General features: G+C 61.3%; 24 protein-coding genes and 1 tRNA gene. 11 read left to right on the plus strand and 14 right to left on the minus strand.

All coding sequences use genetic code 11. The features are described 5' to 3' along the window. Positions 1 to 51 precede the first annotated feature (51 nt). Positions 52 to 1,422, minus strand: coding sequence for a sensor histidine kinase RegB (gene regB, locus AC04PH_RS01015; RefSeq protein WP_483063883.1), 1,371 nt, complete (start codon positions 1,420 to 1,422; stop codon positions 52 to 54). 96 nt (positions 1,423 to 1,518) lie between these two features. Between regB and AC04PH_RS01020 the strand changes: the two genes are divergently transcribed. Both AC04PH_RS01020 and AC04PH_RS01025 read left to right on the plus strand, forming a co-directional pair. Further along, positions 1,519 to 2,130 (plus strand): SCO family protein, encoded by a 612-nt coding sequence (locus AC04PH_RS01020; protein ID WP_483063884.1) that lies wholly within the window; start codon positions 1,519 to 1,521, stop codon positions 2,128 to 2,130. Positions 2,131 to 2,192: 62 nt separating this feature from the next. Next, complete coding sequence (locus tag AC04PH_RS01025) at positions 2,193 to 2,741, plus strand: ActR/PrrA/RegA family redox response regulator transcription factor (RefSeq protein ID WP_483063885.1); 549 nt, start codon at positions 2,193 to 2,195, stop codon at positions 2,739 to 2,741. On the opposite strand, the gene AC04PH_RS01030 is transcribed toward AC04PH_RS01025, so the two are convergent. Beyond that, entirely contained in the window at positions 2,738 to 3,607 is an 870-nt protein-coding gene (locus tag AC04PH_RS01030) for a LysR family transcriptional regulator (RefSeq protein WP_483063886.1), read from the minus strand. The genes AC04PH_RS01025 and AC04PH_RS01030 overlap by 4 nt on opposite strands. Before the next feature lie 106 nt (positions 3,608 to 3,713). Between AC04PH_RS01030 and AC04PH_RS01035 the strand changes: the two genes are divergently transcribed. Then, positions 3,714 to 3,878 carry a hypothetical protein gene (locus AC04PH_RS01035; protein ID WP_483063887.1) on the plus strand — a complete coding sequence of 55 codons (165 nt, stop codon included), beginning with the start codon at positions 3,714 to 3,716 and terminating at the stop codon, positions 3,876 to 3,878. Here the strand turns inward: AC04PH_RS01035 and AC04PH_RS01040 are convergent, their stop codons facing one another. Both AC04PH_RS01040 and AC04PH_RS01045 read right to left on the minus strand, forming a co-directional pair. Further along, complete coding sequence (locus AC04PH_RS01040) at positions 3,879 to 4,346, minus strand: GNAT family N-acetyltransferase (protein WP_483063888.1); 468 nt, start codon at positions 4,344 to 4,346, stop codon at positions 3,879 to 3,881. Beyond that, on the minus strand, positions 4,343 to 4,933 hold the full coding sequence (locus tag AC04PH_RS01045) for an HD domain-containing protein (RefSeq protein ID WP_483063889.1): 591 nt from the start codon (positions 4,931 to 4,933) through the stop codon (positions 4,343 to 4,345). The genes AC04PH_RS01040 and AC04PH_RS01045 overlap by 4 nt, the downstream gene beginning before the upstream one ends. Before the next feature lie 108 nt (positions 4,934 to 5,041). On the opposite strand from AC04PH_RS01045, the gene ahcY reads away from it, so the two are divergent. The 4 genes from ahcY (at position 5,042) to AC04PH_RS01065 (ending at position 8,237) form a co-directional block, all read left to right on the plus strand. Next, a complete protein-coding gene (gene ahcY / locus AC04PH_RS01050) occupies positions 5,042 to 6,430 on the plus strand; it encodes an adenosylhomocysteinase (RefSeq protein WP_483063890.1) in 1,389 nt (462 codons plus the stop codon). A 68-nt stretch (positions 6,431 to 6,498) separates the two neighbouring features. Then, positions 6,499 to 7,182: an extensin-like domain-containing protein gene (locus AC04PH_RS01055; RefSeq protein WP_483066122.1), complete on the plus strand. Its 684-nt coding sequence runs from the start codon at positions 6,499 to 6,501 to the stop codon at positions 7,180 to 7,182. A gap of 141 nt (positions 7,183 to 7,323) precedes the next feature. Beyond that, a complete protein-coding gene (locus AC04PH_RS01060; RefSeq protein ID WP_483066123.1) occupies positions 7,324 to 7,740 on the plus strand; it encodes a VOC family protein in 417 nt (138 codons plus the stop codon). Positions 7,741 to 7,895: 155 nt separating this feature from the next. Then, positions 7,896 to 8,237: a DUF2853 family protein gene (locus AC04PH_RS01065; protein WP_483063891.1), complete on the plus strand. Its 342-nt coding sequence runs from the start codon at positions 7,896 to 7,898 to the stop codon at positions 8,235 to 8,237. Positions 8,238 to 8,286: 49 nt separating this feature from the next. Here AC04PH_RS01065 and AC04PH_RS01070 read toward each other — a convergent pair whose 3' ends face one another. The 5 genes from AC04PH_RS01070 to tsaD form a co-directional block, all read right to left on the minus strand. Continuing rightward, positions 8,287 to 8,685 carry a DUF1761 domain-containing protein gene (locus AC04PH_RS01070; RefSeq protein ID WP_483063892.1) on the minus strand — a complete coding sequence of 133 codons (399 nt, stop codon included), beginning with the start codon at positions 8,683 to 8,685 and terminating at the stop codon, positions 8,287 to 8,289. 70 nt (positions 8,686 to 8,755) lie between these two features. After that, on the minus strand, positions 8,756 to 9,175 hold the full coding sequence (locus AC04PH_RS01075) for an EVE domain-containing protein (protein ID WP_483063893.1): 420 nt from the start codon (positions 9,173 to 9,175) through the stop codon (positions 8,756 to 8,758). Next, entirely contained in the window at positions 9,175 to 9,447 is a 273-nt protein-coding gene (locus tag AC04PH_RS01080) for a YciI family protein (RefSeq protein WP_483063894.1), read from the minus strand. The genes AC04PH_RS01075 and AC04PH_RS01080 overlap by 1 nt, the downstream gene beginning before the upstream one ends. Position 9,448: 1 nt before the next feature. Continuing rightward, positions 9,449 to 10,405 (minus strand): NAD(P)H-dependent glycerol-3-phosphate dehydrogenase, encoded by a 957-nt coding sequence (locus AC04PH_RS01085; RefSeq protein ID WP_483063895.1) that lies wholly within the window; start codon positions 10,403 to 10,405, stop codon positions 9,449 to 9,451. Further along, on the minus strand, positions 10,402 to 11,481 hold the full coding sequence (gene tsaD, locus AC04PH_RS01090; protein WP_483063896.1) for a tRNA (adenosine(37)-N6)-threonylcarbamoyltransferase complex transferase subunit TsaD: 1,080 nt from the start codon (positions 11,479 to 11,481) through the stop codon (positions 10,402 to 10,404). The genes AC04PH_RS01085 and tsaD overlap by 4 nt, the downstream gene beginning before the upstream one ends. A 115-nt stretch (positions 11,482 to 11,596) precedes the next feature. Here tsaD and AC04PH_RS01095 point away from each other — a divergent pair, with 115 nt between their 5' ends. From AC04PH_RS01095 to AC04PH_RS01110, 4 genes are all read left to right on the plus strand, one after another. Next, complete coding sequence (locus AC04PH_RS01095) at positions 11,597 to 12,277, plus strand: uroporphyrinogen-III synthase (RefSeq protein ID WP_483063897.1); 681 nt, start codon at positions 11,597 to 11,599, stop codon at positions 12,275 to 12,277. Between the two features lie 89 nt (positions 12,278 to 12,366). Beyond that, positions 12,367 to 13,590, plus strand: a complete 1,224-nt coding sequence (locus tag AC04PH_RS01100; RefSeq protein ID WP_483063898.1) for a COG4223 family protein — start codon at positions 12,367 to 12,369, stop codon at positions 13,588 to 13,590. A gap of 11 nt (positions 13,591 to 13,601) precedes the next feature. Beyond that, positions 13,602 to 15,071: a heme biosynthesis HemY N-terminal domain-containing protein gene (locus AC04PH_RS01105; protein WP_483063899.1), complete on the plus strand. Its 1,470-nt coding sequence runs from the start codon at positions 13,602 to 13,604 to the stop codon at positions 15,069 to 15,071. 43 nt (positions 15,072 to 15,114) lie between these two features. Next, positions 15,115 to 15,190: transfer RNA gene (locus AC04PH_RS01110), tRNA-Thr, on the plus strand. 87 nt (positions 15,191 to 15,277) lie between these two features. On the opposite strand, the gene AC04PH_RS01115 is transcribed toward AC04PH_RS01110, so the two are convergent. Genes AC04PH_RS01115 through AC04PH_RS01135 form a run of 5 tightly spaced genes read right to left on the minus strand, consistent with a single transcriptional unit; the run spans position 15,278 to position 19,711 of the window. Further along, positions 15,278 to 15,613 (minus strand): hypothetical protein, encoded by a 336-nt coding sequence (locus AC04PH_RS01115; RefSeq protein WP_483063900.1) that lies wholly within the window; start codon positions 15,611 to 15,613, stop codon positions 15,278 to 15,280. Between the two features lies 1 nt (position 15,614). After that, positions 15,615 to 17,300, minus strand: a complete 1,686-nt coding sequence (locus tag AC04PH_RS01120) for a thiamine pyrophosphate-binding protein (protein ID WP_483063901.1) — start codon at positions 17,298 to 17,300, stop codon at positions 15,615 to 15,617. Further along, positions 17,300 to 18,091 (minus strand): alpha/beta fold hydrolase, encoded by a 792-nt coding sequence (locus AC04PH_RS01125; protein ID WP_483063902.1) that lies wholly within the window; start codon positions 18,089 to 18,091, stop codon positions 17,300 to 17,302. The genes AC04PH_RS01120 and AC04PH_RS01125 overlap by 1 nt, the downstream gene beginning before the upstream one ends. Then, positions 18,084 to 18,680 carry an amino acid synthesis family protein gene (locus tag AC04PH_RS01130; RefSeq protein ID WP_483063903.1) on the minus strand — a complete coding sequence of 199 codons (597 nt, stop codon included), beginning with the start codon at positions 18,678 to 18,680 and terminating at the stop codon, positions 18,084 to 18,086. Before AC04PH_RS01130 ends, AC04PH_RS01125 begins: the two co-directional genes overlap by 8 nt. Then, positions 18,680 to 19,711 (minus strand): LLM class flavin-dependent oxidoreductase, encoded by a 1,032-nt coding sequence (locus AC04PH_RS01135; RefSeq protein WP_483063904.1) that lies wholly within the window; start codon positions 19,709 to 19,711, stop codon positions 18,680 to 18,682. Before AC04PH_RS01135 ends, AC04PH_RS01130 begins: the two co-directional genes overlap by 1 nt. Between the last annotated feature and the right edge of the window lie 2 nt (positions 19,712 to 19,713).

Here is a 19,713-nt window from a genome sequence, read left to right on the forward strand (position 1 = left end):
AATATGGGAAGAGAAAGTTAATGCACGGTAAACGTGTGGTTGAACTCAGAATTAGACGAAAGGTTGATTGTCGCCCAGTGGTGCGACCTGACCTGTCGTTGCGTGGTCGGCCGGTGTCCGTGCCCAGCTGACCGCCACGACGGCTCCCGTCGCCTGTCCTGCGGTCCGCGCATTGTTGAAGTGCAGCACGGCACCGGTCCGTTCCAACAGGGTCTTTGCGATGAACAGACCCAGGCCCATGCCGCGATATCCCGGCCTGCGCTGGCCATCCTGGCTCCGGCGCTGACGGCCCAGCGGTTCCCCGATACGGCCCAGCACCGAAGGAGGAAATCCGCCGCCATCATCGGCGATCCGGACCGTGATGTGGCTGTCGGACCAGATCACGTCGATTTCCACGCGCTCATCGGCAAAGTCGACAGCGTTTTGGATCAGATTGCGCAAGCCGTGGACCGTTTCCGGGCGACGCGGAATCACCGGCTGTGTGAGTGGTCGATCATCCTCGGCGGCGACGTCGATCAGTACCAGTTTGCCGCGGTCCATATGCGGCTCTGCCGCCTCACGCACGACCGTTTCAAGCGGCGCATTGCGCAGGTGCAGATCGTCCTTGCCCGCACGCCCCATTGATTGAAGGATATCGCGGCACCGGTCGGCCTCTTGCCGGATCAGCTTTATATCGTCCTGGGCGTCGGGCAGGTCGCGCAGCTCCTCGGCCAGTTCGGCACTGACCAGTTTGATTGTCGCCAGCGGCGTCCCCAGCTCATGCGCCGCCGCCGCGACGACGCCGCCCAGATCCGTCAGCTTCTGTGCGCGCGACAGGGCCAGTTGCGTCGCCAGCAGCGCCTCGCTCATCGTGTGCATCTCGATCGTGACCTGGCGCGCGTAGATTGCCAGAAACACCATGCCGATCGTCAGCGCGATCCAGAATCCGAACTGGAACAGGCGGGGCAGGGTCAGTGGATCACCCTCTGCCGTCAATAGCGGGATATGATACCGGCTCAACACCGTGATCAGGACAATGGCAAGAGAGCCGAGGATGATCGTGCTGCGCAGGTGAAGCACGGCTGCCGCGATGGTGACCGGGGCGAGCAGCAGCATCGCGAAGGGGTTGTTCAGGCCGCCGCTCAAAAACAGCAGCAGGCCAAGCTGGGCGATGTCGAAGGCGAAGACTAGAAACGCCTCGCGCTCCGACATCCGGCGGCTTTCGGCATACAGAAATGCGAATACCACGTTGGCCAGGACGGAGGCACCGATGGTCACGGCGATATATCCGGTCTGCAACTGCAGCTGATAGACGTACAATGCCACTAGCGTCGCGAAGGTCTGGCCCGCGATGGCATACCAACGCAGGCGGACCAGGGTGCGCAAACGGACCCAGTTGCTGGGTTCGTACTCGTCGAAAAGCTGATCGTCTGTCACGCTCATGCGGGTCACGCTGGTTTGATTGGCCTGCGGCACAGTGAACCATTGATAAAGTGGCACACATGAATGATGCAACGCGCAGGATAAGGGAGCTTCAATATGTCACGTTTCATTGCCATCGGTGCCGCGGGCGTCGTTCTGGCCGGGCTGGGTGCGACGCTGCTGGTCACGCAGTTGGGCGCGCGGACCGCTTTCGCTGATTGCGCGACGAGCAGCGTGGCCGGCGGCGACATCGGCGGACCGTTCACGCTGGTGGACGAGACGGGCCGCACCGTCACCGACGCGGACGTCATTACCGAACCCGCGCTGATCTACTTTGGCTATACATTCTGCCCCGATGTCTGCCCGCTCGACGTGATGCGCAATGCGCAGGCGGTCGATATCTTGGATGAGCAGGGTGTGGCGGTCACGCCGGTTTTCATTTCAATCGACCCCGCCCGTGACACGCCCGAAGTCGTTCGGGGCTTTACCGATAACTTTCATGACCGAATGATCGGGTTGACCGGGAGTGAAGACCAGGTGGCGGCGGCATCGCGGGCCTACAAGACATTTTACCAGAAGGCTGACGACGATCCCGAGTACTACTTGATGGATCATACGACCTTCAGCTATCTGACGTTGCCGGATGTCGGTTTTGTGGAGTTCTTTCGACAGGACGCCGCGCCCGAGGATATCGCGGAAACCATCGCCTGTTACGCTGCCGCGGCCTGAGTTGACGGGGTCGTTATCAGGCCTAGCTTTTGGGCAGGACCATTGGCAAAGGATGCCGCGCAATGACTGACCCACTCGACCTTGGCGAAGACCCCAGCCTGCTGTTGGTCGATGATGACGAAGCCTTTCTGAAACGCCTTGCCAAGGCGATGGAAAAGCGGGGATTTTCGGTCGAAACCGCAGATTCCGTTGCGGGCGGCAATGCCATCGCGACAGCCCGTCCGCCAGCCTACGCGGTGGTCGATCTGCGTTTGAAGGACGGTAACGGGCTCGATGTGGTGGAAACGCTGCGCGCGCGCAGGCCCGAAAGCCGCATCGTCGTTTTGACCGGTTACGGGGCGATCGCAACCGCCGTGGCCGCCGTCAAGATCGGTGCCACAGATTATCTGGCTAAGCCCGCCGACGCGACCGATGTGACCAACGCACTGCTGTGCCGCGATGAGGCACTGCCGCCGCCGCCCGAAAACCCCATGAGTGCGGACCGGGTCCGGTGGGAACATATCCAGCGCGTCTATGAAATGTGTGATCGCAACGTGTCCGAAACGGCGCGGCGGTTGAGCATGCATCGTCGGACGTTGCAGCGTATCCTGGCCAAGCGCAGCCCGCGTTAGGGCTGCCTGAGCAGCCAAGACCGGAATGTCTTGACCTTCGGGCTCAGGACCCCCGGCAGCGTCGCAATATAATAGCCGAGGCCCTCGCGTTTTTCTTCCGTCACCGCGACGAGACGGCCTGTCGCCAGATCGTCGAGGACCAGCGCGCGTGACACGACCGACATCGCGGCGCCGGCCCGCACGGCCGCAAGCACCATGTTCAGCGTCGCCAGTTCCTTGAGTTGGCAGCAAGCCAGATCGAGACCGTTTTCAATCGCCCACTTGCGATGTTCGCGGTGCATCTTTTCAAAAACCCAAGGGATATCCTGAAAGTCGGCGAAACTGCGCGCCTTGCGCTCACCCAGCAAGGCGGGTGCGCTGACGATTACATAATCTGCTGAAACCAGAAACGTTGACGTCAGCCCGGGCCAGGTGCCCATGCCGTAGCGGATCGCCATGTCATAGCCATCGCGCTTGAGATCGGTAACGGTGTTCTCCGGCGTCATCGTCACGGTAATCTCCGGATGCTTTTCCCAGAAATCGGAAAGCCGCGGCATTAGCCAGTTGTCGGCGAACGTCGGCGTGACGGTCAGCTTCAACGGGCTGTCAGTCACGTCCTGCGCCAGCGCCTGCACACCCCGCACGATCTGCGCGAAGCCGTCGGACAAATCTGACGCAAGGCGCGCGCCTGCGTCGGTCAGCGCCATACCCTTGCCAGCGCGGCGTAGCAGGGACACGCCGAAATGGGTTTCCAGCGTGCGAACATGCTGTGCGACGGCCGCATGGGTCACGTTCAGTTCCCGCGCGGCGGCGCTGAACGATCCGGCACGGGCCGCAGCTTCGAACGCGCGCAGCGCCGGGAGTGATGGAACATCACGCCAGTCCATATGAAAGCAAAACTAACATTTTAGAATTCTTCCTGATTAGCGTTAGAGGCAAAATACTCTTATTCACAATACATCACATCAAACAAGTCAGAGAAGGACTTTAGCCATGCTTTCAGTATTCAACGCCATGTTCCGCACCGCGACAAGGACAGAATGGGACGCACCCCGCCATTGGAAAGACGACGATGCCCGCAAGACCGGGCGACAGCTGCAGCGCGAGGAGCTGGAGCGCCACCGGCGGGCGATGCGCAACGCCGGCAGCCTGTGGTAACTACAGCACCATACGCTTGGTGATCCGGTCGACAGGTGTCCCATCCGCCAGCGGGACACCTTCGTCGACCTTAAAATCCTCAAAGCCCATCTTGGAGTAGTACGCCAGCCCGGGCACATTGTCGGCCCTGATCTTGGCGTCGATCCAGCGGTATCCGGCAGCCGCTGCGGCCCTGCGGGTCGCATTGAACATCATACGCCCGGCACCGCGTACCGGATTGCGCTGGTCGGTGAAGCTGCCGATGGACAGACCCTCGCCCTTTTCAAAAACCGCTTGCAGACCGATGGGGCGGTCGTCGTTCAGCACTGTATGCACCATGACCGGATCGTCATAGTAATGTGCGGTGAACTCCTCCACTGACCATTCTTCCTCATGGGCGGTCGTGCCGCCCATCCGCACCGTGTGATTGAAAAGATCGGCGAGCGCAGGCAGGTCGGCGACTTTGGTGCGGCGGACGGTCAGGGTCATAGTTGCTCCATCAACTCGGCATGGCGTTGGGTGAATGCGTTGCGCGTTTCGACCGGAGGACGCAACCTGATTTTGAACCGCTTTGTGACGTCCGGGTCCTGTTTACCGAAAAAGCGGTCGGCCTCGGACGAGAGGAATCCCGCGATCTGCGTCGCCTCGAGCCAGGCCGAAAGTTTGTCGGCTTTCTTGATCTGCCTTTTGATCGTTACGGGAAGTTGGGCGGGCAGACCGAAACGTATGTGGATCGCCGCTGTCAACCTTTCGTCAAGCGCCCCGTAACCGGGACCCACGGCGGCCTTCACCGGGCTGATCATGTCGCCGATGACATACTCCGGCGCGTCATGCAGGAGAGCGGCCAATCGCCATTTCACCGGTGCCTTCGGGTTTTGCAGCGCAAATATGTCGGCCACCAGAATGGAGTGCTCTGCGACCGAATAGGCGAATTCCCCCTTCGTCTGACCATTCCAGCGGGCGACAAAGGCCAGACCATGGGCAATGTCGGAAATCTCGATGTCCATCGGCGTCGGGTCGAGCAGGTCGAGCCTGCGACCCGAAAGCATCCTTTGCCATGCCCTTGGCTGTTTCATACGCGCCTCATTGTCTTGCGCCGCCATTTATGCCGCAACCTGCCACATTGTCGACAAGCAGCTGTGGTGATAGACGCGCGACAACTGTTGATATGAGGATGCGAGAGCATGGCAAAGGACTACGTCGTTAAGGATATCGCGCTTGCAGGCTTTGGCCGCAAAGAACTGGATATCGCTGAAACCGAAATGCCCGGACTGATGGCGTTGCGCGAGGAATACGGTGAAAGCCAACCGCTGAAGGGCGCGCGGATCGTCGGATCCCTGCACATGACGATCCAGACCGCCGTGTTGATCGAGACGCTTGTCGAACTGGGTGCCGATGTGCGCTGGGCGTCGTGCAACATCTTTTCCACGCAGGACCACGCGGCGGCGGCGATTGCCGAGGCGGGCGTTCCCGTTTTTGCGATCAAAGGGCAAAGCCTTGAAGAGCACTGGGATTACCTCGACAAGTCCTTCGCCTTCCCCGAAGGCTGCAACATGATCCTCGACGACGGCGGCGATGCGACGCTCTACATCCTGCTGGGTGCGCGCATGGAAGCGGGCGAGGATGTGCTGGCGGTGCCGACCTCCGAAGAAGAGGAAGTCATCAAGAAGCAGATTCAGAAGCGGATGGCGGAAAGCCCCGACTGGTTTGCAAAAACACGCGACGCGATCCTGGGCGTGTCCGAGGAAACGACCACGGGCGTGCACCGCCTGTACGAGCTGCAGCGCGAAGGTCAGCTGCCGTTCCCTGCGATCAACGTGAACGATTCTGTGACGAAATCGAAGTTCGACAACAAATACGGCTGCAAGGAATCGCTGGTTGATGGTATCCGCCGTGCGACCGATACGATGATGGCCGGCAAGGTTGCTGTGGTGATGGGTTACGGCGATGTGGGCAAGGGCTCTGCCGCGTCGCTGAAGGGGGCCGGCGCCCGCGTGATTGTGACCGAGGTCGACCCGATTTGCGCATTGCAGGCGGCGATGGACGGCTTTCAGGTCACGACGCTGGAAGACGTGGTCGCCACGGCGGATATCTTCGTGACCACGACCGGCAACAAGGACGTGATCCGCATCGAGCATATGCGCGAGATGAAGGACATGGCCATCGTCGGCAATATCGGCCATTTCGACAACGAAATTCAGGTGGCGTCCCTCAAGAACCATAAGTGGACCAACATCAAGGAACAGGTCGACATGATCGAGATGCCGAACGGCAACCGCTTGATCTTGCTGTCCGAGGGCCGCCTGCTGAACCTTGGCAACGCCACCGGCCACCCGTCGTTCGTGATGTCGGCATCCTTCACCAACCAGGTGCTGGCGCAGATCGAATTGTTCACCAAGGGCGACGAGTATAAGCCGGGCGTATATATCCTGCCCAAGCATCTGGATGAAAAGGTCGCGCGTCTGCATCTGGACCGCATCGGCGTGAAGCTGTCGCAACTGAGCAGTGAGCAGGCATCTTATATCGGTGTCACGCCGGAGGGACCGTTCAAGCCTGAGCACTACCGCTACTAGGCGGGGCTGGGTTGAAACCCGACGACGAACCAAAGAAAAAGCACCGCCGCGGCAGTATTGTCGGGGCGGTGTTTTTGTCTTTGCTGGTGATGGGCACGATCATCGGGGCCGCATTGGTACTGGTCGAGGACAGCCCATTGCCGCGGGAATGGAACCCGACGGTGCCGTTGCATGTGTCGCACGAGCTGTCGCCCCTGACATCGTGGAAGCTGGCGAACGCAACGCGCTCGCTGGATGCCTGTGTCGCGGCACTCGATGGCGGGGTAACACCGCGCACCGATTTCGAGGCGGGGGAGAATTGTCATATCCGCGACCGGGTCGAGGTACATCGTGTGGGCCGAAGCGACATTGCCGATGTCGAAACGACCTGTGGCATCGCGTTGCGAATGGCGATGTGGGAGCGGCATGGCCTACAACCGGCAGCCCGTGCCTTGCTTGGTACCGATCTGACCCGGATCGACCACATCGGCAGCTATAACTGCCGACAGATGCGCACGTCGTCCGGCAACTCCGGCAGATGGAGCACCCATGCGACAGCAAATGCCATCGACATTGCGGGCTTTCGCTTTGCTGATGGCACACGTCTGCGTTTGCTGCATGACTGGGGTGCAGGGGACAGCGGGTCCGCGTTCCTGCGCGCCGCGCGCGATACGTCCTGCGATTGGTTTCGCGTGACGCTTTCGCCCGACTACAATACCTTGCACGCGGATCATTTTCATCTGCAGTCGACTGGCTGGGGGCTTTGCCGGTAGATTGCGGGCTTTGGCACGATCCGCAAATGCGGTCGTAGCCCTGCCGGGACAACGGATTACACAGGTTTAGGTTCTGGTCGCCGCCGGGCGCTTGCCGTAGCCTTGCGTCGGAAACCCATGATGGAAGGTGTTGCGGATCAGATGATCGGATATATCACAGTTGGAGCGGACGATATTTCCGCTGCGAAACGCTTCTACGACGCGTTTCTTCCGGCGCTCGGGTACGGTGTACAAGAAGGGGCCGAGGGGCTCAGCTACGCCCTGCCGGTTGCTACAGGCCAATCGCCGATCCTGCCGGATTTCTACGTCAAACCGACATTCGATGGACATCCTGCCTCTGCTGGCAACGGCACCATGGTCGCGTTCGAATTGTCCGGCCAGCAACAGGTTCGTGAACTCCATGCCGCCGCGCTTCTTGCAGGCGGGACAGACGAGGGTCAGCCGGGATTTCGCGCCGCCTATGGACCTCGATTCTTTGTCGCGTATCTTCGCGATCCGCAGGGCAACAAGATCGCTCTTTTCTCAAGCAACCCCGAAGAACCTGAGCGCGATGGGTAGACCTGCGCGCGTGTGAGGCGGAACGCCGCCTTTTCCCCGTGATTTTTCTTTACCAATCGCGCCGACAGACCTTACCATCCGGCCAACGCTGCACACGTGCCGCGCCAAAACCGGCCTGACTGCGGCCAAATGCAAAAAGAACTGGGGACGACGACATGGGAAAAAGAGACGACTGGATCGCGAAATACGCAGATGATCTGAAGAACAAATGCGGGATGCAGCCTGACATGGATCTGCTGACCAAAGTCACCATCGGTTGCGGTCCCGCGATTTATAATGCCGACGCGCAGACGGTGGCCGGTAGTCAGGAATCCGAGCTTGAAACCGTCAAGAAGAACTTCTTGATGAAAAAGCTGGGCCTGCCCGACAGCCCCGAACTGATGACGGCGATTCACTCCGTAATCGAGACCTATGGCAAGTCAGAGCGCAACAAGTATCGCGCCGTGATCTACTACATGCTGACCAAGCATTTCGGGAAAGAAGCCGTTTACGGTTGATTTTCTCCGCACCCATCAAACGCCCGCCACTCCGGCGGGCGTTTTGCGTTCAGGCGAACAGTGCCAGCACCAGCCCCATGATTCCGCAACCGAGTGTCGCATAGCCACTGTCGATCAGCGCGAGCATCCACGGGCGATTGGAATAGCCGGTATTGATGAAAATCCACGGGCTGATGAAGAATGCGCCGACGCCGAGGCCTGAAACCAGCCCTTTGCCAACGGTGTCGATTCCCGATAGGGCAAACGTGTGGCGCATCATGCCGGCGACCAGCACGATCATGATAAAGGACACGATATACGGCATAGGATCGCTGCTGTTTTCAGGCTGTCCGTCCGGACCGACCTTAATGTCCGCGACTGCCATCCAGGGCTTGGCGAGGGCCATGTAGTACCCGGCGCCAAAAGCGAATGTCGCGATGGCCGCGACGATAACCGATAAAAATCCCATTGGGCTCTCCCGTGGTTTTGTGTTCCTGCGGTCTGGTAAGATCAGTCTGGACCAGAAACGCCCGCTTTTCCTAGGGCTTTGTGTCGCCCATCCTGCAGATCGTTTCCCATTCGTCCTGGGTCACGGGCTGAACCGACAGACGGGAGTTCTTGACGAGCACCATGCCGCTCAGGGACGCCGTGTTCTTGATCTGGTCAAGCGAGACCGGCTTTTCGAAGGGGCGCACGGCCCTGATATCCACGCACTCCCAGCGGTCGTCATCGGTCGTGCTGTCGGGGTGTGCGGCGGCGCAGACCTCTGCGATGCCGACGATTTCGAGACCGCTGCGTGAGTGATAGTAGAACCCAAGATCGCCGACGGTCATGTCGCGCATGTGATTGCGCGCCTGATAATTGCGCACACCATCCCACTCTTCTCCAGCTTTACCCTTGGCCACCAGATCGTCCCAGCCAAAGACGTCGGGTTCGGATTTGAACAACCAGTAGGCCATCAGCCGATCACCTTTTTCCAGGCTTGCAACGTCACCGACTGAAAGAGACCTGCCTTTTGATAGGGATCGTTGTCTGCCCACGTCCGGGCGGCAGCCATATCTGCAACATCAAGGATGATGAGAGAGCCGCACATCGTTCCATCCTCGTCCAGAAACGGGCCGGCCATTTCGACGACACCGGTTTCCCTGATATAGGCCAAATGCGCATCGCGGTTATCGAGGCGTGTTTGCAGTGCGCCGTCTTTGTCGCGCGTGATCAGGGCAATTCGCATGTCATTCTTCCTTTAATGGGCGCGACAAAAGCGCGTCGAGCGCGTCCGCCACGCTGATTTTTGTCTCGATCAGGTCGGCAACGACTGTGCAGATCGGCATGTCGATGTCCAGCTTGGCGGCAAGCGCACGCACGGCTTTGGCCGTCGCCGCACCTTCGACGGTGGTTTTCGGGTCGAACGCCGTGGCCGCGCCGATGGATTGGCCCAGACGGTAGTTTCTTGACCCTTCCGATGTGCAGGTCAACGCCAGATCGCCAAAGCCGGAGAGGCCAGCCAATGTCGTTTCCTCTGCCCCCAGCCGGGCGGCGAGCCGCTGCATCTCGGCAAAGCCGCGCGTCATGAGTGCGGCGCGGGCGCTTTCTCCAAGTCCCGCACCCATGGACACACCGCAGGCGATCGCCATCACGTTCTTGAGCGCACCGCCCAGTTCGGCACCGATGGTATCGTCGGTCCAGTAGATGCGCAGCACCTGAGTGGCCAGAGCCTTCTGCAGGTCCTCGGCGCGGTCGGTCACGGCGAGGGTCACCGCAGTCGGTAACCCTTTTGCGATATCAATCGCAAAACTTGGCCCGGTCAGAATTCCGGCTGTGCAACGGGGCAGGGCATGCCGGATGGTACTTACCGGCCCTGTCATGGACGTCACATCGATCCCCTTGCAGGCCGCGATGACGGTATGGTCGGATAGGGCCGTCGCATGGGTGCTGACGAATGCCCGCACCGTCTGCGCAGGGATTGCGAGTATCAAGATATCGCAGGCAAAAAGTGTCTCTAGCACAGGCGAAAACGCAAGTTTCGCAGGAAAGGTGATCCCGGGCAATCGGAGGGTTTGCCGCGTTTGTGCCATGGCGTCGAGTGCGACTGCATCGCGCGCCCAAAGGGTTACGTCGCGCCCCGCCTTCGCCCAGGCGCAGGCGAGCGCCGTGCCGAAGGCACCCGCACCGATGACCCCGATCCTCATGCCTTTGCTCCCTTCTTGCCGTGACCCAGCATTGGCGTGGCCTGACTATCGAGAGGCCAGCGTGGACGGGCAGACAGGGTAAGATCGTCGATCAGGCCGCGCGCCATGCGCTCAATACCCACATAGGCGATCATTGCGGCGTTGTCCGTACACAACGCCAGTGGCGGTGCCACGAATTCAGTCTCTAAATTGGCGCAAACCCGCGAAATCGCGCTGCGGATTGTGAGGTTTGCAGCCACACCGCCAGCGACAGCCAATACCGGAACGGCTGGGCGGAGCGCAAGATAGGTGTCGATGGCGCGGCGTGACTTTTCGGCGAGAATATCGGCAACGGCCGACTGAAACCCCGCTGCCAGATCGGCCTGATCCTGCGGTGATAGACCGCCCTTTTCCGCGATCACCCCGTCACGCGCGCGCAGCATTGCAGTCTTCAGCCCCGAAAACGACATATCGCAGCCCGGTTGACTGAGCAGCGGTCGCGGCAAAGGAAAGCGCGTGGAATCGCCTGCTGCGGCGGCACTTTCGATCGCTGGCCCACCGGGTTGCGGGAGACCGAGAATGCGGGCCGTCTTGTCGAACGCTTCGCCGGGGGCGTCGTCGATGGTACCGCCCAGGCGCACGAAATCATCGACATCCTTTACGACGAGGAACTGGCAATGACCGCCGGACACCAGCAACGTCAGATAGGGGTATGCCACATCGTCGGTCAGACGCGGCGTCAGCGCGTGCCCGGCAAGATGATTGACCCCGATCAGCGGCAGCCCGGTCGCAGCGGCCAGCCCCTTGGCACACATGACCCCGGACAGGACGCCGCCGATCAGCCCCGGTCCTGCCGTGACGGCAATACCGTCGATCGCGGAAAGCGGCGTTTTCGCCTGTGACAGAGCCTGTTCTATAATGAAATCGAGCTTTTCTGCGTGTGCGCGCGCGGCAATTTCGGGAACGACGCCGCCAAATTCGGCGTGCAGTTGTGTTTGTCCGAAAACGACCGACGATAATATGTTCCGGCCACGCACGACGGCGGCGGCTGTGTCGTCACAGCTGCTTTCGATGCCAAGAAGGGTCAGCGCGCGCATGGGTGTGCCTGTTGCAAGTCGATAGTTCGCAGGTAACATTCACCGTTGCGTCAAACAATGCCGGGTGCGTATCTCCCGGATCAAAGCGGAGGGTCCGGTGACACCGATACTACTTGTGACGCGCCCGACCGCTTCTGCTCCCGAGACGGTGGTGCGAATGCGAGCTGCGGTTTCGGGACCGGTAAAGGTCATCCTGTCGCCGCTATTGGACATCGTCCCATGTGCCTTCGCGCCTTTGGACCACGACCCGGCCCATATCATCTTTACGTCTATCAACGGTGTGGCGCAGATCGACCGGATCGGTGTTTCGCGGGAGGCGACGGCGTGGTGCGTCGGGACGCGGACCGCCCTGGCGGCGCAGGCTGCAGGTTTTGTTACCCGCGCGGCGTCGGGTGATGCTGCGACGCTTCTGGCATTACTGCAGCGCGAGGCGCCAAGCGGCCCGCTGTTGCACGTGGCTGGCCGTCACAGGCGCGTGGACTTCAGTGCAGCGCTTGGTCGGGATTGCCAGACGCTCGTCGCTTATGATCAGGTGCCGTTACCGCTGACCTCGCAGGCAGAGGCGGCACTGCGGGGAAATGCTCCTGTGATTGCCCCGTTATTTTCGCCGCGGACCGCACTTATTCTGGCACAGGCGTTGACCGAAAACATGGCAGTTCATGTCGTCGCCATCAGTGCGCAGGTTGCGGACGTGTTGTCGGTGACGGGCGTGGCCAGCGTCACGATATCGGCGACGCCGGATCTGGAGGGGATGGCCGATGCAACCGGTCGTGCCTATGACGCGTTGAAACAGTAACGCCGCGGCTTGAGGGTGCCGCCGTGGCGGGCTACGGTGGCAGGCAGGCCAGTCGGAAGGCTGCGCGGAAGTGAAGGAAGGGTGAGAACTTGGCGAAACGCACGAAGAAGAGCCAGACCGAGGTGACCGACGACGCGACCTCATCCCCTGTCACCTCAGAAACGCTCCCAAAAGACGAGACAAGCGACGGCAACGACGCGGTCACCACTCCCGACCCTGTCGCAGAGGATGTCACGGCAGACAAAGACAACGAACCTGTTGCCGAACCCGACCGGGCGGAGGACGCAAAGCCAGAGCCAGATACGACGGTTGTAACCGAACCCGCCCCTGCGCCCGTTTACGCCGACACGAGCCGTGAAAACAACGTGCTCTTGCCGATGATCCTCGGTGGCCTGATCGCCGGTGGTATCGGTTACGGTGTCGCCTATCTGCAGCGCCCCGTGATCGACGTGCCGCTCGAACAGCAGGTGGCAAATCAGGCCAGTGATATCGCAGAGATTCAGGCCGCGATTGCCGAACCCGTAGAGATACCCGACATGACCCCGCTCAGCGATCAGATTACCGCGCTGTCTGAAACGACGACGTCGGAATTTTCCGCCCTCGACACGCGGATCAGCGATCTCGATGAAAGGCTCGAAGCTGTCGAAAAGCAGCCAAGCGCCGATGGAACGCTGCAGGCCAGCGCGGTCGCCGCATTTCAGCGTGATCTGGACGAGTTGCGCGCACAGACGGAGCAAATGGCTGCGGATGCCGCCGCTGCGTTGCAGGCCACGCGCGATGAGGCCGCGGCTATCGAACAGAACGCAATCGACAATGCGCGCGCCGCGACCGCGCGGGCGGCGCTCGCCCGCGTGCAGGCAGCCCTGTCCGACGGTGCACCTTTTGCCGAGGTTCTACCCGATCTTGAGGATGCCGTGGATGTGCCGATCCCTGCCGGTCTATCTGAGGCCGCCGATGGCGTGCCGACTTTAGGTCAGTTGCAGGCAGATTTTCCCGCTGCGGCACGGCAGGCTCTGGCCACGGCCAGAACGGAAGGGACGGACGAAGGGGAGCCCGGTGGCCTGACAGGTTTTCTGCGCAGCCAGCTTAACGTGCGATCCGTGACGCCCCAGGAGGGTAGCGGCGTCGACGCCGTTCTGTCGCGCGCCGAGGCCGCATTGCGCAACGGCGATCTGGATACGACACTGACCGAAGTCGACGCCTTGCCGGAGGTCGTGCGCGGCACGTTGTCCGATTGGCGTGCCCGGGCCGAAACACGCAAATCCGCGCTAGACGCCGTCGAAACACTTTCCCAATCCATTAACGATAACTGAAGGCGGACGTGATGCTCTGGTCTCTGATCAAAATACTGGCCTTTGTGGCCGCAATCACCGCGCTGACCTTCGGGGCGACGCAGCTGCTTTCCGTCGATGGCGGCGCGGTCATCTCTGTCGGCGGGATCGAGCTTTCGCTGTCGATCCTTGAACTGGTGTTTGCGCTGGTCGCACTGGTGGTGCTGGTCTGGCTTGCACTCAAACTTCTGAAATTTCTTGTCGCCACCTATCATTTCCTGAACGGAGACGAGACCGCGATTTCCCGGTACTTCGACCGCAATCGCGAGCGCAAGGGGTATGAGGCGCTGTCGGAGGGGATGGTGGCCCTTGCCTCGGGCGAGGGGCACCTGGCGATGACCAAGGCCGCACGCGCTGACAAGTATCTTGATCAGCCACAGCTGACGACCCTGCTGACTGCTCAGGCCGCAGAACTGACGGGAGACCGCAAGAAGGCGGAGGAAAGCTACAAGCGCCTGCTGCAGGACGACAAGACACGGTTTGTCGGTGTCCGCGGGATCATGAAGCAGAAACTGGACGAGGGTGACACCGAGACCGCCCTGAAACTGGCTGAAAAGGCGTTCGCCTTGCGGCCGAAACACGAAGATACGCAGGATGTGCTGCTTCGCCTGCAGGCTGAAAAACAGGACTGGGCCGGCGCCCGGACGACACTGAACGCCAAGCTGAAATCGGGCGCCTTGCCCCGCGATGTTCACAAGCGGCGCGACGCGGTGCTGGCCCTGTCAGAGGCCCGTGCCGTCGCCGAGGCAGGAAACTCGATCGAGGCGCGCGAGGCCGCGATCGAAGCGAACCGCCTGTCACCCGACCTGATCCCGGCAGCGACGACGGCGGCGCGCGGCTATGTCGACGCGGGCAACAGCCGCTATGCGGCGCGTGTCCTGACCAAGGCGTGGAGCGCGCAGCCGCACCCCGATCTGGCCGCGGTCTTTGCCGAGATCGAGCCTGACGAGACGCCCGATGCGCGCCTGAAACGGTTCCGTGCACTGACCAAACTCAACCCCGATCACCCCGAAACAAAGATGCTGCTGGCCGAACTGCACATCGCAGCCGAGGATTTCCCGCAGGCCCGTCGCGATATCACCGAACTGGTGGCGACGGATCCGACCGCGCGCAGCCTCACGATCATGGCTGCCGTCGAACGCGGCGAAGGCGCGGACGATGCGGTGGTTCGCGGTTGGCTGACGCGCGCGCTGACGGCACCGCGCGGTCCGCAGTGGGTGTGCAGCAACTGCCAGCACATTCACGGCACCTGGGGTCCTGTCTGTTCGAACTGCGCGTCGTTCGACACGCTGGCTTGGACGCGCCCTGTCGATACAGATGTCGCGATGCCGGCCGGAACAGAGATGCTGCCGCTGATCGTCGGACAGATCGAAAGCAAGCCCGTGGAAGACCAAGAGCCGGATGCGGACATCGTCGAGGGTGAAGCGTCGGATGCCGAACCCGAAACGGTCGCGGAAAAATAGGTCTTTTCCAAGTCGGAACCCGGTGCTAACAGACCACCGGTACGCCGCTGTAGCTCAGATGGTAGAGCACGTCATTCGTAATGATGGGGTCGTAGGTTCGAGTCCTATCAGCGGCACCATTTCCCCCAATAGCACTTGTTGTTTCGCACCACTGCGATCCGTTTGAACCGGTGGCGGCGCTGGCTGCCCGTCCGGGTGTGGGTTTACTAGTCGAAGAACTGTTCACGCTCCATCACGTAGTGCCACAGCGTGACCTCGTCGAAAAACCGGTCGTAAAGCTCTGGCAACAGTGCTTTTGCGGCGTGACGTGCGGGGCTGTTCGCACCCGCTTCCATCGCTTCGGTGTCGGCATAGGTGATCGCGAGGATCAGCGGGATCGTCGGGCCGTCCTCGTCTTGCGCGACCCCGTAGAAGACACGCACCTCTTCTGCGCGGGCGAATTTGCGCCAGAGCGGCGTCAGATGTTGCGTGACCCACGCGCGCATGGCCGCGTCCTGCCCTTTTTTGACCGTGCCGCTGAAAATTGCGTAGCGCGTGATCATCTTAACCGCCCCGGTGTTTGAAACTGTCGCGCCGGAATGAATAGAGCGCATCCGGGTCGACCGCGACGTCGACAACGGCAGGTCTGCCACAGGCCAGCGCCGCCTCGATCGCAGGGGCGACATCGCACAGCGTATCGGCGCGATACCCCTTTGCACCGTAAAGCTCTGCCAAGGCGTCAAAGCGCGGGCTGCTGACATCGGCCCCGATGTAGCGCCCGTTGAAGAAGTCGCGCTGATAGGCTTTCTCGGCACCCCAACACTGGTTGTTCATCACGACGGTCACGGTGTTGATACCGTGGTCCACTGCCGTGCTCAGTTCGCTGACCGTCATACCGAAACCGCCGTCCCCCATCAGGCTGACCACCGGGCGGTCGGGTTGTGCGCATTTCGCACCCAGCCCGCAGGCAAAGGAGAATCCGACAAGGCCAAAGTCGAGCGGCGTGAAAAGACTGCCGGGCGTCCAGTAGTTCAGCGCATCGGTGGCCTGCAGACACAGGGTGCCCGCATCCATCGTGACGGCTGCGTCCTGCGGCAGGACGCTGCGCAGCGCCTTGAAAAGACCCGAAGGTTGGGTCGGGTCGGTTTCAATCGTGTCGGCGTCACGTCGCAACAGAAATGCCGCACGCTCTGCCATGAAATCCGCGGTCCAGCTTTCGGCCAGCGCCCGATCGGCAAGTCCTTGCAGCGCGTCGGTGATTTGCCGGGCTGTCGTGGGGGCATCGGACCAAATGCCTTGCGCCACGGGAAAGAAGCGGCCGATCGCGGTCGGTTCCAGTTCGACCTGAATGATCTGCGCCTCGGGATTGATATTGTCGTAGGAGTAGAATGTCGCGTTGAATCCCAGACGTGTGCCGAGCGCGAGTATGACGTCCGCCTCTTTCACCAGCCGCGACGCTACAGCGTTGCCACGCGGCCCCATTTGCCCGGCGTTCAGAGGATGCCCGAAGGGGATCGCATCGCCATGCCCCGGTGACGTCACGATGGGGCAATTCAGTGTCTCGGCCAGACCGATCGCCGCATCATGCCCGCGCGTATTCTTGATCCCGCCGCCGGCGATGATCACAGGCTGCACCGCGCCCGCCAGGAGTTTCGCCGCCCGGGCAATATCGTTGGGATGGCCTGCGGGGACCGACATATTGCGATAGCCCGCCGGGTCCTGCATGGCGGGGAACGTGGCCTGCGCGGACAGGACATCGCGCGGCAGGTTCAACTGGACCGGCCCCATGCGCGGCGACAGGGCGGTGCGAAACGCCTCGCGGAAAAGTTCGGGCACACGGTCTGCCGACGGCACCGTCCAGGTCTTTTTCGTGACCGGCGTGAACAGCGATTGCTGATCCACTTCCTGAAACGCATCGCGATAGATATGCCCTTGCGCCAGCATCCCTGCGATGGATACCACCGGCGAAAACGCGGCGCGCGCCTGACTGAGACCGGTGACGAGATTTGTCGCACCCGGTCCGTTCTGACCGGCGAGAATGACGCCGGCCCTGCCGGACGCGCGGGCGAACCCATCGGCCATATGCGTGCCGGTCCGTTCGTCGTGCACACCGATAAAGGTGATGTCGTCGGCGTCATACAGCGCATCGAACATTTCCATCGTGGCCGATCCGATCAGGCCAAAGACATGGCTGGTCTTTTCGGCGCGCAACGCGGCAATCGCAGCCTGCCCGCCACTCATCTGTGTCATCATCGGCCGACCTCCTCCAAAAATTGCGTGATCGCTGCGGTGAATGCGCTTGGGTCTTCCATCAGCCCCAGATGCTGCAGATCAGGCAGGATGATTGTTCTGGCTCTCGGGATTTCGGCGGCGATCGCATGGCTCATCTCCGGGGTAGAACCGCTGTCGTTTGCACAGGTCATCACCAGCGTGGGCATCGCGATCTGGCCATCGCGGCCGGTGAGTTCGACGACGCCGTTCGCCAGAACCCACGCGGTCTGCGCATAGCTTTCCGCGTCGACCTGCCCTCGCCATTTTCGCACCTGTGCGATCCCCGCCCCCTGCGCCAGATACCCGGGCGTGAACCAGCGTTGCAGTGCCGCGTCGAAGGTGGAGAAGGCCCCCTGATTGCGCACCGCCATCGCCCGCGCTTCGACCTGTGCTTGCGCGTCCAGTCCGCGGTCATGCGGCGCGTTCAGGATCGCAAGCGACGCAACGCGCTGCGGAAAATCAAGCGCGATACGCCGATTGATCATACCACCTATGGAAAACCCGACGACATGCGCCCGTGCAACGCCGACGTGGTCGAGCAGGTCCACGCACTGCCGGGCGAACAGCGCCAGCGACGCCGCTTCCGGCACAGGAGCACTGTCGCCATGGCCATAAAGGTCGTACCGCAGTACCCGCCAGTCGGCGAAGGCGGGAAGATGGTCGTCCCATATCTGGCGTGACAGTCCCAATCCGTGAATCAGAACGACGCAGGGTGCGTTCTGCGGGCCAATCAGATCGTAGGCGGTGCCGTCCGGCGCGGTTTCAGACACCGGCAGGGTTGTCCACGTTATGCCCCATTTCCTTGAGGTCTTCGTAGCGGTTTCCGATCCGGTGGTTGGGGTGTCCGCCAATCGACGCGCCAAGTGCCACGATAATTTCGTCCTCGGCAGGGGCGTCCTGCACGGACAGATGGATCGTCTGGTAATGTGACCGCAGACCGCCGTCATCCTTGTGCATCAGCGGAATCATGAGCGAACAGCCTGCTGCCCCGCGGGTGTTCGCGAAAACCAGATAGGATTGCGCATTGACCGCCTCGCGGTATTTGTTGCCGAACCACAGCGTGTGCGTCAGCGCCTGGGCGTGCTCGATTTCTCCGCCCATGCCGACGACAGAGGCTTTGCCATAGCCCTCCAGCCTGTCGCCGGTGACGTCGAGGATCATGCCGGTCAGCAATGCGCCAAGTTCCGGACCGACGTCGCGGATCTCGGGGCGCAGGTTTTCCACATGGCCGCGCCCGAACCACGGGTTCCGGATGATCGCCATCGCAGCGACGAGGCGGGTCGGAACATCGACCTTTTTCCAGCCTTCGATATGGGTGTCCTGGATGTTCAGGATCGTGCGGCGTATTTCAGCAGCCATCAGGCAAACTCCGGCATGACTTCATTTATGAACAGGTTCATGGATCGCTTCTGCACATCCATATCAAGCCCCATCGAAGCGTAGTAGATAAAGGCGTCGACGCCCAGCGCCTCGTAGGCTTTCAGCTTGGCGATCACGGTCTCGGGCGATCCGAAGGCAAGGTTGTCTTCCAGCATCTGCGGGTCGACCCTCACGTTGCCCTCCAACTCCGCCAGCGGCACGTTTTCGGGAAATCCGTTGATGACATCGCCCTTTTTCATCATCAGGTTGCCGAATTTGCCAAGGACGTTGCGGATCGCGGTCATGACGCTGTCGCGATCCTCTGCGGTGTCATAGACGGCGGTGTGACGCATCAGGGCAAAGGTGCCGTTCCAGCCGCCGGCCTTGGCGATGCTGTCATCCAGCTGGGACTTGTATTTCTCCGCCTCTGACATGGGCATCGTGAGCGGCCAGCACATCACGTTGCACCCGTTCGCCACGGCATAGTCGAATGTGGCCGGAGAGCGGGCCGCCACCCACATCGGCACCTCGTCCTGCAACGGTTTCGGACAGGCGGTCGCTTTGGGAAATTGCCAGTTTTCGCCGTCATGTGCGACGTCACCTTTCCAGAGTTCGCGTACGAGCGGCAGCATTTCCTGCATGAAGCGGTGGCTGTCCTTCTGATCCAGACCTGGATGCATCCTGTCGAATTCGCGCTGATAGGCCCCTGACCCCAGCCCAAGCTCTAGTCGACCGCCCGACAACAGATCGACCATTGCGGCCTCTCCGGCCAGATTGATCGGATGCCAGTAGGCGGCGTTCGCGACACCGCAGCCGAGACGGATGTTTTCGGTGTGATCGGCCCACCAGGTCATGATCTGGAACGGGTTCGGCGCGATGGTCATTTCAAGCGCGTGATGCTCGGCGGCCCAGGCGATTTCGAAACCAGCGCGGTCGGCCATCCTGACCATTTCGAGCGTATGATCACGCACCGCGACAAGACTGGTGTCGGCGTTCATGCGTTCAAGATTGATCGCGAGATGGAATTTCATCG

This window comes from Yoonia sp. KMU-150 (assembly GCF_056858355.1).